9 protein-coding genes are annotated in these 14,223 nt (G+C 69.4%); 6 read left to right on the forward strand and 3 right to left on the reverse strand.

What is annotated here, in order from left to right:
• Positions 1-125 precede the first annotated feature (125 nt).
• From BM393_RS07370 to BM393_RS25935, 3 genes are all read left to right on the forward strand, one after another.
• On the forward strand, positions 126-1,019 hold the full coding sequence (locus BM393_RS07370) for an amino acid ABC transporter substrate-binding protein (protein ID WP_091724089.1): 894 nt from the start codon (positions 126-128) through the stop codon (positions 1,017-1,019).
• Positions 1,020-1,026: 7 nt separating this feature from the next.
• Positions 1,027-1,839: an aspartate/glutamate racemase family protein gene (locus tag BM393_RS07375; protein ID WP_091724092.1), complete on the forward strand. Its 813-nt coding sequence runs from the start codon at positions 1,027-1,029 to the stop codon at positions 1,837-1,839.
• Between the two features lie 116 nt (positions 1,840-1,955).
• Positions 1,956-2,222 carry a hypothetical protein gene (locus BM393_RS25935; protein WP_183478932.1) on the forward strand — a complete coding sequence of 89 codons (267 nt, stop codon included), beginning with the start codon at positions 1,956-1,958 and terminating at the stop codon, positions 2,220-2,222.
• A gap of 36 nt (positions 2,223-2,258) precedes the next feature.
• On the opposite strand, the gene BM393_RS07380 is transcribed toward BM393_RS25935, so the two are convergent.
• Positions 2,259-3,152, reverse strand: a complete 894-nt coding sequence (locus tag BM393_RS07380; RefSeq protein ID WP_091724095.1) for an AEC family transporter — start codon at positions 3,150-3,152, stop codon at positions 2,259-2,261.
• 144 nt (positions 3,153-3,296) lie between these two features.
• Here BM393_RS07380 and BM393_RS07385 point away from each other — a divergent pair, with 144 nt between their 5' ends.
• Positions 3,297-4,274 carry a tripartite tricarboxylate transporter substrate binding protein BugE gene (locus BM393_RS07385; protein WP_091724097.1) on the forward strand — a complete coding sequence of 326 codons (978 nt, stop codon included), beginning with the start codon at positions 3,297-3,299 and terminating at the stop codon, positions 4,272-4,274.
• Between the two features lie 339 nt (positions 4,275-4,613).
• Positions 4,614-5,912 (forward strand): isocitrate lyase, encoded by a 1,299-nt coding sequence (aceA, locus tag BM393_RS07390; protein ID WP_141225253.1) that lies wholly within the window; start codon positions 4,614-4,616, stop codon positions 5,910-5,912.
• A 108-nt stretch (positions 5,913-6,020) separates the two neighbouring features.
• On the opposite strand, the gene BM393_RS07395 is transcribed toward aceA, so the two are convergent.
• Together BM393_RS07395 and BM393_RS07400 are read right to left on the reverse strand one after the other, a co-directional pair.
• The gene (locus BM393_RS07395) at positions 6,021-8,453 is read right to left on the reverse strand and encodes a response regulator (RefSeq protein WP_091724100.1); all 2,433 of its coding nucleotides are present in this window, start codon (positions 8,451-8,453) and stop codon (positions 6,021-6,023) included.
• Complete coding sequence (locus BM393_RS07400; protein ID WP_141225254.1) at positions 8,444-13,546, reverse strand: HAMP domain-containing protein; 5,103 nt, start codon at positions 13,544-13,546, stop codon at positions 8,444-8,446. The genes BM393_RS07395 and BM393_RS07400 overlap by 10 nt, the downstream gene beginning before the upstream one ends.
• 209 nt (positions 13,547-13,755) lie before the next feature.
• Between BM393_RS07400 and BM393_RS07405 the strand changes: the two genes are divergently transcribed.
• On the forward strand, positions 13,756-14,223 hold the full coding sequence (locus tag BM393_RS07405; RefSeq protein WP_175538214.1) for a response regulator: 468 nt from the start codon (positions 13,756-13,758) through the stop codon (positions 14,221-14,223).

The raw sequence follows: 14,223 nt of genomic DNA on the forward strand, positions 1-14,223 counted from the left end.
GCCGTCTCCATAGGGAACATAAGGCCAGCTTATAGGATGACGCGCAACCGCGATGCCCGCTGGGCACTGAGGTTCAATATCGTTCACGGCATTGCAACCCCCGCGTCCCCGAGAAAGGAATTCCCATGAAGGTGTTCGTTTCCAGTGCAGTCGTCGCCCTGTCGCTCGTCGCGCCGATGGGCGCGTGGGCCCAGGCGGGCGGCACGCTCGACAAGGTCAAGGCCTCCGGCGTCATCACGGTCGCCTACCGGGATTCCTCGATCCCGTTCTCCTACCTGGGCGCGGATGCGCAGCCGACCGGCTTCGGCTGGGAAATCTGCGGCCGGATCGTCGAGCAGGTCCGCAAGGCCACCGGCCGCGCCGACCTGAAGGTGGCGACCCAGTCGGTCACCTCGCAGAACCGCATCCCGCTGCTGGCCAACGGCACGGTGGACATCGAATGCGGCTCCACCACCAACAACAGCGAGCGCGCCAAGCAGGTGAGCTTCGCGATCAACTACTTCTACACGGGCACGCGGCTGCTGGTGAAGAGCAGTTCGCCGATCAAGTCCTTCGCCGACCTGAAGGGGCGCAAGGTGGTGTCCACCACGGGCACGACCAACTTCCAGGTGATGCGCAAGCTCAACGCGGAGAAGCAACTGGGCTTCGAGCTGATCAGCGCGAAGGACCATGCGGAATCGGCGCTGCTGGTGCAGTCGGACCGCGCCGACGCGTTCGCGATGGACGACATCCTGCTCTACGGCCTGCGCGCCAGTGCGATCAATCCCGCGGAGCTGGCCGTGGTCGGCGACGCGGTCCAGGTCGAGCCCTACGCGATCATGCTGCGCAAGGACGATCCGGCCTTCAAGCAGCTGGTGGATGCGACGCTGACGCAGCTGATGAAGAGCGGCGAGTTCGAGACGCTCTACAAGAAGTGGTTCCAGTCGCCGATCCCGCCCAAGGGGATCAATCTCAATGCGCCGATGAGCCGCGAGCTGCAGGACAACCTCAAGACGCTGTCCGACAAGCCGGCGCTGTAAGACCGCGATGACGCACGACACACCGCGCCTGGCGCGCGGCGCGGGCGGAGCCTTGCCCGCCGCGCCGACGGCCGTCGATGCGATCCGGCGTCCGGTCGCGGCGCCCGGTGCCGCGGGCATCGTCGGCATCCTGGGCGGCATGGGCCCGCTGGCGACGGTGGACTTCATGCGCAAGATGCTCGAGGCCACGCCCGCGGCGACGGACCAGGAGCACGTGCCGGTCGTCGTCAGCAGCATCCCTCAGGTGCCGGACCGCACGGCCGCGTTCCGCGGCGAGGGCGAGTCGCCGCTCGCGGCCATGGTCGACAGCGGGCGCCGGCTGGTGGCTGCCGGCGCGGGCGTGGTGGTGGTGCCTTGCAACACGGCGCACCTCTGGTTCGATGAGCTCGAACGGGCGCTGGCGCTGCCGATGCTGCACCTCGTCGACGCGGCGATCGCCGAGGCGCTGGAGCGCGTGCCCGATGGCGGCAAGGTCGGCCTGCTGGCGACCGATGCGACGCTCGCGTCCGGGCTCTACCTGAACCGGGCTTCGCCGGACGGACGCCGCGTCCACTGGTTGCTGCCCACGGCGGGCGAGATGCTGGAGCTGGTGATGCCCGGCATCGCCGACGTGAAGGCCGGAGCCATGGACTCGGCGGCGCAGCGGCTGACGAGGGCCGCGCAGGCCCTGTGCGCACGCGGCGCGCGGGCGATCGTGCTGGGCTGCACCGAGATCCCCCTCGTGCTGGACGCCGCGGCGGCGGGCGCGCCCGTCATCGATGCCACCGCGGCGCTGGCGCGCCAGGCCGTGGCCTGGGCGCTGGCGCCGCGGCACAAGTAGACATTCCAGTCGGTGTCTGGCATCGACGTGCGACGAGGAATCCAGGATGGTTCCCGGCGCCTCCAGTCGGGAAGATGCGCTTGCGGGCGGGATGGTCCTGCCCGAGGAGCAGATGCATGATTCTCGAATTGGGCGCCACCTGCTACGTCGCGGCCTTCGTACGAGGGGCCACGGGCCATCGCTCGTGGGGTTGGGGCGCTCTGGGCGTCCTCCTCGTCGGACTCGGCGCGTCCTTTGACGCAGGCGCGGAGGCGCGGATGTCGATGCCGCGATTCCTCGTCGACCAGTGCCTGATCGCGGTTGGCGCCGTGGTGGCTGGTCGATGGCTCGCACGGCGCGGATCGGCCCGGCGTGAGCAGTGTTCCGATCGCGATCGACCTTGAACGGACGGCTCGCCGCCACCGCGCGGCGAGCCGTACTCAGCGCGCCGCGGTCCCCAGCGCCAGCCACAGCGGCAGCACGATCATCCCCAGCAGCGTGGAGACGGTCACCAGCCCCGCCACGAACGGGCCGTTGCCGCCCATGCGCACGGCCAGCACGTAGGCGCTGGAGGCCGTCGGCATGGCCGCGAAGGCGAGCAGCAAGGCCGCCTGCGGCGCGGGCAGCGCGAGCGCATGGCCGATCGCCAGCGCGATCACCGGCAGCACCAGGTGCCGGATCGCGAGCAGGGCGCTCGCCAGCCACGGCGCGTCCTTGAGCGCCCCCAGCCGCAGTCCCGCGCCGACCGCCATCAGCCCCAGCGGCAGCGCCGCCAGGCCGATCTTCTGCAGCGAGATCGCCGCCGGCTCCGGCAGGCGCAGCCCGGTGAGGTTGGCGGCCAGGCCGGCCAGCGTCGACACGATCAGCGGATTGCGCGCCAGCTCGCGCAGGTAGCCGTGCCCGCCATGCCGGGCCAGCGGATAGACCGCCGCGACATTGGCCACCGGCACGCACACCGCGACGATCATCGCGATCCACGCCACGCCCTGCGCGCCATGCAGCCGCTCGGCCAGCGCGAGCGCGACGAAGGAGTTGAAGCGGAAGGCCACCTGCGCGCCGGAAGCATGTGTTCTCGCGTCGACGCCCGGCACCCAGCGCAGCGCGAAGGCCAGCGCGATGCCGCTGAGCATCACGCCCAGCCCGCCGCCCATCAGCGCCATCGTGTCCCCCGGCGACAGGCTGCTGCGCGAGATCGAGTTGAACAGCAGCACCGGGAACAGCAGGAAGTACACCAGCTTCTCGGCCGCTTCCCAGACCGGGCGGTCCAGCGGCGTGTACCGGCACAGCACGAAGCCGGCGACGATCAGCAGGAAGTCAGGCAACAGCAGCAGCATCGGAAGACTCGAAGGGGGCGTCCGAGTGTGCCAGCGCTTTCCCGCCCCGCCGGCGAGGTCTCTACGTAGTTCCGCTAGCGCGAGCGCGCCGACGAGATACTTAAGCTGTCCCGATCCCCCAATCCTTCAGAAGACGAGGAGCTCATGAACCGTCGCTCGATCCTCCAACGCGGCCTGCTGCTGGGCACGCTGACGCTGTCCTGCGCCGCGGCGCTGGCCCAGTCCTATCCCACCAAGCCGGTCAAGCTGGTCGTCCCGTTCGCGCCGGGCGGCACCACCGACATCGTGGCGCGCGTGGTCGCGCAGCACATCGCCGGTCCGCTGGGCCAGACCATGGTCGTCGAGAACAAGGCCGGCGGCGGCGGCATCATCGGCGCCAACGACACCGCCAAGTCCGCGCCCGACGGCTACTCGCTGGGCGTGGCCACCGTGTCCACCACGGCCACCAACCCGGCGATCAATCCGAAGACACCGTACAACCCGCTGACCGACTTCACGCCGATCGTGAACCTCGCGGCCACGCCCAACGTCATCGCGGTCCATCCGTCCTTCCCCGCCAAGGACTACAAGGCCTTCATCGCCGAACTGAAGAAGAGCCCCGGCAAGTACAGCTATGCGACCTCCGGCACCGGCGGCATCGGTCACCTGCAGATGGAGCTCTACAAGAGCCTGACCGGCGTCTTCGTCACCCACATCCCGTACCGCGGCGCCGGCCCGGCCTTGAACGACACCGTCGCGGGCCAGGTGCCGATGATCTTCGACAACCTGCCGTCCGCGCTCCCGTTCATCAAGGACGGCCGCCTGGTGGCCATCGCCGTGGCCGCGCCGCAGCGCCTGGCCGTGCTGCCCAACGTGCCCACCTTCAAGGAACTGGGCCTGGAGCCGGTCAACCGCATGGCCTATTACGGCATCCTCGGCCCGAAGAACCTGCCCAAGGAGGTCGTGGCCAAGATCAACGAGGCCGCGCGCAAGACCGTCGACATGCCCGAGGTCAGGAAGCGCATCGAGGAAACCGGCTCGATCGTGATCGGCAACTCGCCGGAGCAGTTCAGCGAGCAGATCAAGGCCGAATACGCGGTCTACAAGAAGGTCGTCGAGACGCAGAAGCTCAAGCTCGACTGACCGGACCGGTCTCCGCAAAAAGGGCGCCCCGAAAAGGGCGCCCTTTTTCTTGGCCGGATTTCCGGTCTGCGGATTCCCATCGCCGCCCGGGTGATTTCATATCATGAAAAGAGTTTGTCGGCATGCAAAAAGCAGTCGTGCTGCACCGCCGCAAGATTTCTCATGATGGAAGAGTCATTCTCACTATCCGGTTTCCTGTTTGCAAGTGATTGATTTGTATGGATAAAAAATTCAGTCTTATATAAGACATACGCCAACACGGCGGCAGTCAAGGCGCCTAGATTTGAGCCCATCGGTTTTCGTTTTCTCCAGCAACTTCATTCCCCACAGGAGCTCACCATGACGACCTTGACCCGCGAACAACAAATTGCCGCCCTCGAGAAGGACTGGGCCGAGAACCCCCGCTGGAAGGGCATCCAGCGCGGTTACTCCGCCGCCGACGTGGTGCGGCTGCGCGGTTCGCTGCCGATCGAGCACACGCTGGCCAAGCGCGGCGCCGAGAAGCTCTGGAACCTGGTCAACACCGAGCCCTTCGTCAACTCGCTGGGCGCGCTCACCGGCAACCAGGCCATGCAGCAGGTCAAGGCCGGCCTGAAGGCGATCTACCTGTCCGGTTGGCAGGTCGCCGGCGACGCCAACAGCAATGGCGAGATGTACCCCGACCAGTCGCTGTACTCGGTGGACTCGGTGCCGAAGGTGGTCAAGCGCATCAACGCGACCTTCAAGCGCGCCGACGAGATCCAGTGGAGCGAAGGCAAGAACGACATCGACTACTTCGCTCCGATCGTGGCGGACGCGGAAGCCGGCTTCGGCGGCGTGCTGAACGCCTTCGAGCTGATGAAGGGCATGATCGACGCTGGCGCCGCGGGCGTGCACTTCGAGGACCAGCTGGCCGCCGCCAAGAAGTGCGGCCACATGGGCGGCAAGGTGCTGGTCCCGACGCGTGAAGCGGTGGCCAAGCTGGTCGCGGCGCGCCTGGCGGCCGACACCATGGGCGTGCCCACCGTGCTGCTGGCCCGCACCGACGCCGAGGCCGGCGACCTGGTGACCAGCGACATCGACGACAACGACAAGCCCTTCTGCACCGGCGAGCGCACTGTCGAAGGCTTCTTCCGCACCCGCAACGGCCTGGACCAGGCCATCAGCCGCGGCCTGGCCTACGCGCCCTACGCCGACATGATCTGGTGCGAGACCGGCAAGCCCGACCTGGCCTTCGCCAAGGCCTTCGCCGAGGCCATCCATGCGAAGTTCCCCGGCAAGCTGCTGGCCTACAACTGCTCGCCGAGCTTCAACTGGAAGAAGAACCTGGACGACGCCACCATCGCCAAGTTCCAGCGCGAACTGGGCGCGATGGGCTACAAGTTCCAGTTCATCACGCTGGCCGGCTTCCACAGCCTGAACTACTCGATGTTCAACCTGGCCTACGGTTATGCGCGCAACAACATGAGCGCCTTCGTCGAGCTGCAGGAGGCTGAATTCGCCGCCGCCGAAAAGGGCTTCACCGCGGTGAAGCATCAGCGCGAGGTCGGCACGGGTTACTTCGACGCGGTCACCACCACGATCGAGGCGCAGGCGTCGACCGCGGCGCTGAAGGGTTCCACGGAGGACGAACAGTTCTTCGATGCCAAGCACGGCTGATCGCCGCGCGGCGGCCCCGTTCACGCGGGGTCGATGAACCGGAAGAGGGACTGCGGGAGCAGTCCCTTTTTTCATGGCGCCGCGGCTTCATGGCGCCGTGGCGCGGGCTCAGCGCGTCGTGGCCTCGGAATGCAGCGCGGCGGGCGCGCGCAGCCGCCATTCCTGGATCAGCTCGACGACCGCATCCGGGTCCGCCGGCTTGACCAGGTGCACGTCGAAACCCGCCTCGTGCGCGCGCCGACGGTCGTCCTGCTGGCCGTAGCCGGTCAGCGCGATCAGCAGGCAGCGATCGCCGCCGGGCAGGGTGCGCAGCCGGCGGGCCACCTCGTAGCCATCCAGGCCGGGCAGGCCGATGTCCAGCAGCACCACGTCGGGCGCGCTGGCGGCGGCCAGGTCCAGCGCGCGGGCGCCGTCCAGCTCCACCTGCGTGTCGAAGCCGGCCAGCTCGAGGAAGACCGCCATCGAATCGGCCGCGTCGCGGTTGTCGTCGACGACCAGCACGTGGCAGGGCTCGTCATCCTGCTGAGGCTGCGGCTGCGGCTGCGGCTGCGGCTGCGGCGCGGACGTGCCGCGACCGGCCCCCGCGCCGCCGGTCGGGGCGGTGCTGGCCGCAGCTGCGGGCTCCGGCGGCACCGTGTCCATCGCCTCGTCCGCCTGCACCGCGGGCAGGCGCACCACGAATTCGGAGCCGTGGCCGGGGCCGTCGCTGCGTGCCTCGACCTCGCCGTGATGCAGCTGCACCAAGCGCTGCACCAGCGTCAGCCCGACGCCCAGGCCGCCCTGGTTGCGATCGAGGCCGCGCGGGCCCTGCTCGAAGAGGTCGAAGACGTGCGGCAGCAGCGAGGCGGGGATGCCGCGGCCGTTGTCGCGCACGGTCAGCGTGAAGCCCGGCGCGCGCGACGCCGCGGCGCGGCCGTCGTCATCGCTGTCGCCATCGACCGGCTCGTCGCGCGCCAACGTCAGCTCGATGCGGCCTTCGGGCCCGGTGTACTTGCTGGCGTTGTGCAGCAGGTTGGTGATGACCTGGATCAGCCGCGCGGCATCGCCGCGGACCCGCGCCGGCCGGTCGGGCAACTGCAGGCGCAGTTCCTGGCGCTGCAGGTCCACCAGCGACTGCACCGCCTCCAGGCTCTGCCGCACGACATCGCGCAGGTCCAGTGTCTCGGTCTTGAGCACGATCTTCCCCTGGCTGATGCGGGCGACGTCGAGCAACTCGTCGACCAGGCGCGTCAGGTGACGCGCCTGACGGTCGGTCACCGCCAGCGCCTGGGCGAGCCGGGCGTCGCGATCGGCGCGCGCGGCAGCCTCCTCGCCCGCTTGCGGCACCACCAGCGCGCGCATCACCTCGATCGCGCTGCGGATCGGCGCGAGCGGATTGCGCAGCTCGTGGGACAGCATCGCGAGGAATTCATCCTTGCGGCGGCTGGCCTCGAGCAGCCCGGCCTCGGCCTGCCGGCGCTCGACGATCTCGGCCTGCAGCGCGCCATACAGGCGCGCGTTCTCGAAGGCGATCGCGGCCCGTCCGGCCAGCTCCTCCAGCGTCGGCCAGTCGGGCGGCTGGTGCGGCTCGACCAGCAGCAGCCCGCCGAGCGCGCGCTCGCCCGCCACCAGCGGCAGCACGACGCCGCTGGCCGTGTCGCGGCGCAGCAGCGCCCGCGGCGGCGGCTCGTCGTCCTCGGGCAGCACCGACGGCGCGAAGGCGGGCAGCGCCGCGGGCAGGGCGGCCGCTCCGGCGCCGGACCCGCCGGGCTGCAGCGCCGGCACCATCTGCTCGAGCGCGTTGCGCGTCGCGTTGTAGAGGACCTCGGAGAGCATCTGTTCGCGGCCCTCGGTGAACAGCGCCGGCTCGCCGGCCGCGATCGGTGCGTCGCAGCGCAGCACGCGCTCGTGGCCATGGCCGGCGTCGCGCAGCCAGAGCAGCGCGCGCGGCGCGAAGCGCGGCACCAGCAGCGCAAGCAGGCGCCGCATCGCGACCTCGGCGTCCAGCGAGTCGGCCAGCTCGCGCCCGGCCTGCGCCAGGAAGATCGAGCGCCGCGTGTTCTCCTCGGCGGCGCGCTGCGCCGCTTCGGCGCGCGCGATCGCGATGCGCTCCAGCGCCTGCTGTCGCAGGCGCTGCTGCATGATGAACAGGTCGACGAAGACCCGCACCTTGCTGCGCAGCACGTCGGGAATGACGGGCGAGAGGATGTAGTCGACCGCACCCAGCGAGTAGCCCTGCGCGGTCTGCAGCTCGTCGGCGTAGGCGGTGACGAAGATGATGGGCGTGTGCGCCGAGCGCCGGTAGCCGCGGATCAGCCGCGCCGTCTCCAGGCCGTCGATGCCCGGCATGTTCACGTCCATCAGGATCACCGCGAACTGCTGGCGCAGCACCTCGCGCAGCGCCTCGCTGCCCGAGCGCGCGATCACCAGGTGCTGGTCGAGGTCGGCCAGGATGGTCTCGAAGACCAGCAGCTTCTCGGGCAGGTCGTCGACGATCAGGATGCTGGCGCGCTCCGCCGCGTCGGGCGTCGCGTAGCCGTCGAAGAGGGCGCTCAGCGGCATAGCCAGCCCCGCAGCACCGTCAGCATGTTGGCGGGGTCGACGGGCTTGGAGAGGTAGTCCCAGGCGCCGGCCTCGATGCACTTCTGGCGGTCGCCCTTCATCGCCTTGGCGGTGACCGCCACCATCGGCAGCTCGCGGCCGCGCGGCAGGCGGCGGATCTGCTGCATGGTCTCCAGGCCATCCATCTCCGGCATCATGATGTCCATCAGCACGATGTCGATCGACGGATCCTCCTGCACCAGGCGGATCGCCTCGCGGCCGTTGTCGGCCGAGACGATCACCATGCCGTGGCTGTCCAGCACGGTCGCGAGCGCGAAGATGTTGCGCATGTCGTCATCGACGATCAGCGCCTTCTTGCCGGCCAGCGGGCAACGCGCCTCCTGCGCGTCGCGCAGCGCCTGGCCCTCGCGGTCGCCCATGTCGGCCGCCGCGCGGTGCAGCGCCATCGCCAGGGCCGCGAGCGCCGCATCGGTGCTGGCGGCGGTGCGCACCGCCAGGCCATGCGGCCGCGACCATCGTCGCGCCACGCCCGGCTCGTCGGACGCTTCGGCGCCGGCGGGCGGCTCGGCGTTCAGCGCCACCACCGGCAGCGGCAGCGTGCCGGGCCGGCGCTCCAGCGCATCCAGCACGTCCTGCGGCCCGAAGGGGCAGTTGGCCGCGTCGACCAGCAGCGCGTCGACGCCGGGCAGCAGCTCGCGCGCCTCCTCGGCCGAGCGGACGAAGATCGTCTCGACGTCATGCGCCAGCGGCGCCAGCAGCGCGATCCGCTCCGGCCCGTCGGGCATCGCGACGGCGAGCCGGCGCTGCGGCCGGTCCAGGTAGCGCTGCAGCTCGCGCAGCGCCACGTCCACGTCGTCGCGCGACTGCAGCGGCTTGGACAGGAAGCCGAGCGCGCCGGCCTGCAGCGCGCGGTCGCGCGCGTCGTCGGTGGAGACGACGCAGACCGGCAGGTGCCGGGTGTCGGGATCGGACTTGAGCCGGTCCAGCACCCGCCAGCCCTGCATGTCGGGCAGGAAGATGTCCAGCGAGATCAGGCTGGGCCGGAACTCCTGCGCCATCGCCAGCGCACCGGCGCCGGTGGTGGCCACCAGCCCCTTCATGCCGCCCTGGCGCGCCGCCTCCAGCAGCACGTCGGCGAAGGCGAGGTCGTTCTCGACGATCAGCAGCACCCGGTCGCCGCTGGCGATGTCCTCGCGATCGTCCTTGGCGACATTGGCGAAGACGATGCTGTCCGGCGGTGCGTCCATCTGCGGGCGCTGCGGCTCCAGCGGCGGCGGTTCGGCGGCGTCGGACGGGGCCGGACGGGCTCGCCCGGCCGGCGCGCGGCGTGCCGCGGCGCGCTGCACCGCGGCCTCGGCCAGCTCGGCCGCGGTGATCGCCGCGCGCGAGCGCGGCGCGTCGTCGGCGCCCGCCGTCGCGGCGTCCGCTTTCGCCGCATCGGCTGCAGGGGACGTGTCCACCACGTCGACGGCATCGACCACCGGCTTCGCGCCGGCCGGGCGCGGACGGGCGGTGCGCGCCGGCGTGTAGTGCTGCGGCAGGTAGAGCGTGAAGGTCGATCCGCGGCCCGGCGCGCTCACCAGCTTGATCTCGCCGCCCAGCAGCCGCGCGAGTTCACGGCTGATCGCCAGGCCCAGGCCGGTGCCGCCGTACTTGCGCGAGGTCGAGCCGTCGGCCTGCTGGAAGGCCTCGAAGATGATCTGCTGCTTGTCGGCCGAGATGCCGATGCCGGTGTCCGCCACCGAGAACGCGATCACCTGGCCCGCGTGGTTGAGCACCTCGTTGTCCGCCGACCAGCCGTCGGCGGCCGCGGTGACGGCGAAGGTGACCTGGCCCTGGTGGGTGAACTTGAAGGCGTTGGACAGCAGGTTCTTGATGATCTGCTGCAGCCGCTTGACGTCGGTGACCAGCGACTTGGGCAGCGGCGGCTCCATCTCGACGCTGAAGCCCACGTGCTTGGACTCGGCGAAGTGGCGGAAGCTGCGTTCCACCGAGCGCTGCAGCTCGTCCAGGCGCAGCTCGCTGACGTCCACGGCCACGGTGCCGGACTCGATCTTGGACAGGTCCAGGATGTCGTTGATCAGCATCAGCAGGTCGTTGCCCGACGCATGGATGGTCTTGGAGAACTCGACCTGCTTGAGCGTCAGGTTGCCCTCGCTGTTCTTGCAGAGCTGGTCGGACAGGATCAGCAGCGAGTTCAGCGGCGTGCGCAGCTCGTGCGACATGTTGGCCAGGAATTCCGACTTGTACTTGGAGGTCAGCGCCAGCTGCTCGGCTTTCTCCTCGAGCGCCTGCCGGGCCTGCTCGACCTCGGCGTTCTTGCGCTCCACCTCCTGGTTCTGGTGGGCCAGCAGCTGCGCCTTCTCCTGCAGCTCGCCGTTGGTCTGCTGCAGTTCCTGCTGCCGGCGCTGCAGCTCTTCGGCCAGCGACTGCGACTGGATCAGCAGGTCCTCGGTCCGGGTGCTGGCCTCGATCGTGTTGATCACGATGCCGATGGATTCGGTGAGCTGGTCCAGGAAGGCCTGGTGGGTCGGGTTGAAGCGCTCCAGCGAGGCCAGCTCCAGCACGCCGCGCACGCGGCCCTCGAAGACCACCGGCAGCACCAGCACTTCCATCGCCGCCGTCTCGCTCAGGCCGGAGGCGACACGGAAGGCGCCGCTGGGCACGTTGGCCAGTAGGATCTTCTCCTGGTCCAGCGCGCACTGGCCGACCAGGCCCTGGCCGAGCGCGAGCTCCTTGCCATGCGTGGCCAGGCCGCCCGAGGCATAGCTGGCGATCAGCTTCAGGCGCGGCATCTCGCCGCGCATGTTGAGCACGTAGAACTCGGCCTGCTGCACGCCGACCACCGGCGCCAGCTCGCTGAGGATCAACTGGCCGACGGTCACCAGGTCCTTCTGGCCCTGCAGCATGCGGCTGAACTTGGCCAGGTTGGTCTTGAGCCAGTCCTGCTCGGTGTTCTTCTGGGTCGTGTCCTTGAGGTTGACGATCATCTCGTTGATCGTGTCCTTCAGCGCCGCGACCTCGCCCTGCGTCTCGACGGTGATGGAGCGCGTCAGGTCGCCCTGCGTCACGGCGGTGGCGACCTCCGCGATCGCGCGCACCTGGGTGGTCAGGTTGGCGGCGAGCTCGTTGACGTTCTCCGTCAGGCCCTTCCAGGTGCCCGACGCGCCCGGCACCTTGGCCTGGCCGCCGAGCTTGCCCTCGACGCCCACCTCGCGCGCCACGGTGGTCACCTGGTCCGCGAAGATGGCCAGCGTGTCCGTCATCGAGTTGATGGTGTCGGCCAGCGCGGCGATCTCGCCCTTGGCCTCCACGGTCAGCTTCTGCGCCAGGTCGCCGTTGGCCACGGCGGTCACGACCTTGGCGATGCCGCGCACCTGGCCGGTCAGGTTGCCGGCCATGAAGTTCACGTTGTCGGTCAGGTCCTTCCAGGTCCCCGACACGCCGCGCACCGTGGCCTGGCCGCCCAGGCGGCCCTCGGTGCCGACCTCGCGCGCGACGCGGGTCACTTCCGCGGCGAAGGACGAGAGCTGGTCCACCATCGTGTTGATGGTGGTCTTGAGCTCGAGGATCTCGCCGAGCACGTCGACGGTGATCTTCTTGGAGAGGTCGCCGGCGGCCACGGCCTTGGTCACGTCGGCGATGTTGCGCACCTGCGAGGTCAGGTTGGACGCCATCGAGTTGACCGAGTCGGTCAGATCCTTCCACGTACCGGCCACGCCCTGCACATCGGCCTGGCCGCCAAGCTTGCCCTCGGTGCCGACCTCGCGCGCCACGCGGGTCACTTCCGCGGCGAAGGAGCGCAGCTGGTCCACCATCGTGTTGACGGTGTTCTTGAGCTCCAGGATCTCGCCCTTGACGTCGACGGTGATCTTCTTGGACAGGTCGCCCGCAGCCACCGCGGTGGTCACCTCGGCGATGTTGCGCACCTGGGAGGTCAGGTTGCCGGCCATGAAGTTCACCGACTCGGTCAGGTCCTTCCACGTCCCGGCCACGCCCTGCACGTCGGCCTGGCCGCCGAGCTTGCCTTCGGTGCCGACCTCGCGCGCGACGCGGGTCACTTCGGCCGCGAAGGAGCGCAGCTGGTCCACCATCGTGTTGACGGTGTTCTTGAGCTCCAGGATCTCGCCCTTGACGTCGACGGTGATCTTCTTGGACAGGTCGCCGGCGGCCACGGCCTTGGTCACGTCGGCGATGTTGCGCACCTGCGAGGTCAGGTTGCCGGCCATCGAGTTGACCGAGTCGGTCAGGTCCTTCCAGGTGCCGGACACGCCTTCGACGCGCGCCTGGCCGCCGAGCGAGCCCTCGGTGCCGACCTCGCGCGCAACGCGGGTCACTTCGGACGCGAACGAGCGCAGCTGGTCGACCATCGTGTTGATGGTGTTCTTCAGCGTCAGGAACTCGCCCTTGACGTCGACCTCGATCTTCTTGGAGAGATCACCCTGCGCGACGGCGGTGGTCACGTCGGCGATGTTGCGGACCTGGTCGGTGAGGTTGCCGGCCATGGAGTTGACCGAGTCGGTCAGGTCCTTCCAGGTGCCGGCCACGCCCTTGACCTTGGCCTGGCCGCCGAGCTTGCCCTCGGTGCCGACCTCGCGCGCGACGCGGGTCACCTCGGCGGAGAAGTCGCCGAGCTGCTCGACCATGCGGTTGATGGTCTTGGCGGTGTGCAGGAACTCGCCCTGCAGCGGGCGGTTGTCGACCTCCAGGGCCATGGACTTGGTGAGGTCGCCCTCGGCGACGGCGCCGATGACGCGGGCAGCTTCGCTGGTGGGATGGACGAGGTCGTCGATCAGCGCGTTGATGCAGTCGATCTGCTGGCCCCAGAAGCCGCGCATCTCGGGCAGGGCGGCGCGCTGCTTGAGCCGGCCTTCCTTGCCGACGACCTGCCGCAGGCGGGAGAGTTCCGCGGCCATCGACGCGTTCTGCTCGACCACCTCGTTGAAGGCATCGGCGAGCTTGCCGGCGACGCCGGTCCAGTGGAACGGCAACCGGACGTCGGGGTCGCCACGCCGCAGCGCATGGAGCGCGAGCAGCATCGCATTCAGGTGTTCGGCCGGGACCACGGCCACCCCTTCTTCCAAGACGCTCATGGTCATCTCCCGGCCGTCTCGACGCGGCTCAACCGATGGACTTTAGCCGGGCGTACACCACCATGGGGGCTGGGTTTAGGAGCGTCGGCGCGAAGGGGTGCGGGCACGCCACTTGCCCTTCTCAGTCATCGACGGACGGCAGTGGCCGGACGCGCTTTGTCGCGCGGGTAGGGCTGTTGCGTCGTGTTGCACTCAGGGAGAACACCTCGATGTCCGAACCATCGCCTCATGCGCTGCGGGTCCTCGTCATTGACGACGACCCGGAGGGAGCGCGCAGCCTCAGCGAGCTGTTCCGCTGCTACGGCTGCGCGACGGCGGTGGCCTACAGCGGCCGGGTGGGCCTTCGGCTGCTCAAGCTGTTCAAGCCGGAGCTGGTGTTCGTCGACTTCGACATGCCCGACATGAATGGCCTGGAGGTGGTGTCCGAAGCCAAGCTCATCGATGCCGAGGCCGGCCGCCACGTGATGTACGTCTGCCTGACCGGCGGCGGCCCGGAGATCACCGACGAGAGCGCCGGCGCGGCGGGCTTCAACCGCTTGCTCTACAAGCCGCTGAAGGTGACCGACCTGCTGGCGGTATTGCTGACCGCCCGACCCGGCAATTTCGTCGCCGGCGGCAGCGCGCCGGCGATCCGGCCGGCGCGTCCCGCATACGGGAATCGCACGCCCAGGCATTGA

Source organism: Mitsuaria sp. PDC51 (assembly GCF_900113225.1).
Taxonomy (GTDB): Bacteria; Pseudomonadota; Gammaproteobacteria; order Burkholderiales; family Burkholderiaceae_C; genus Roseateles.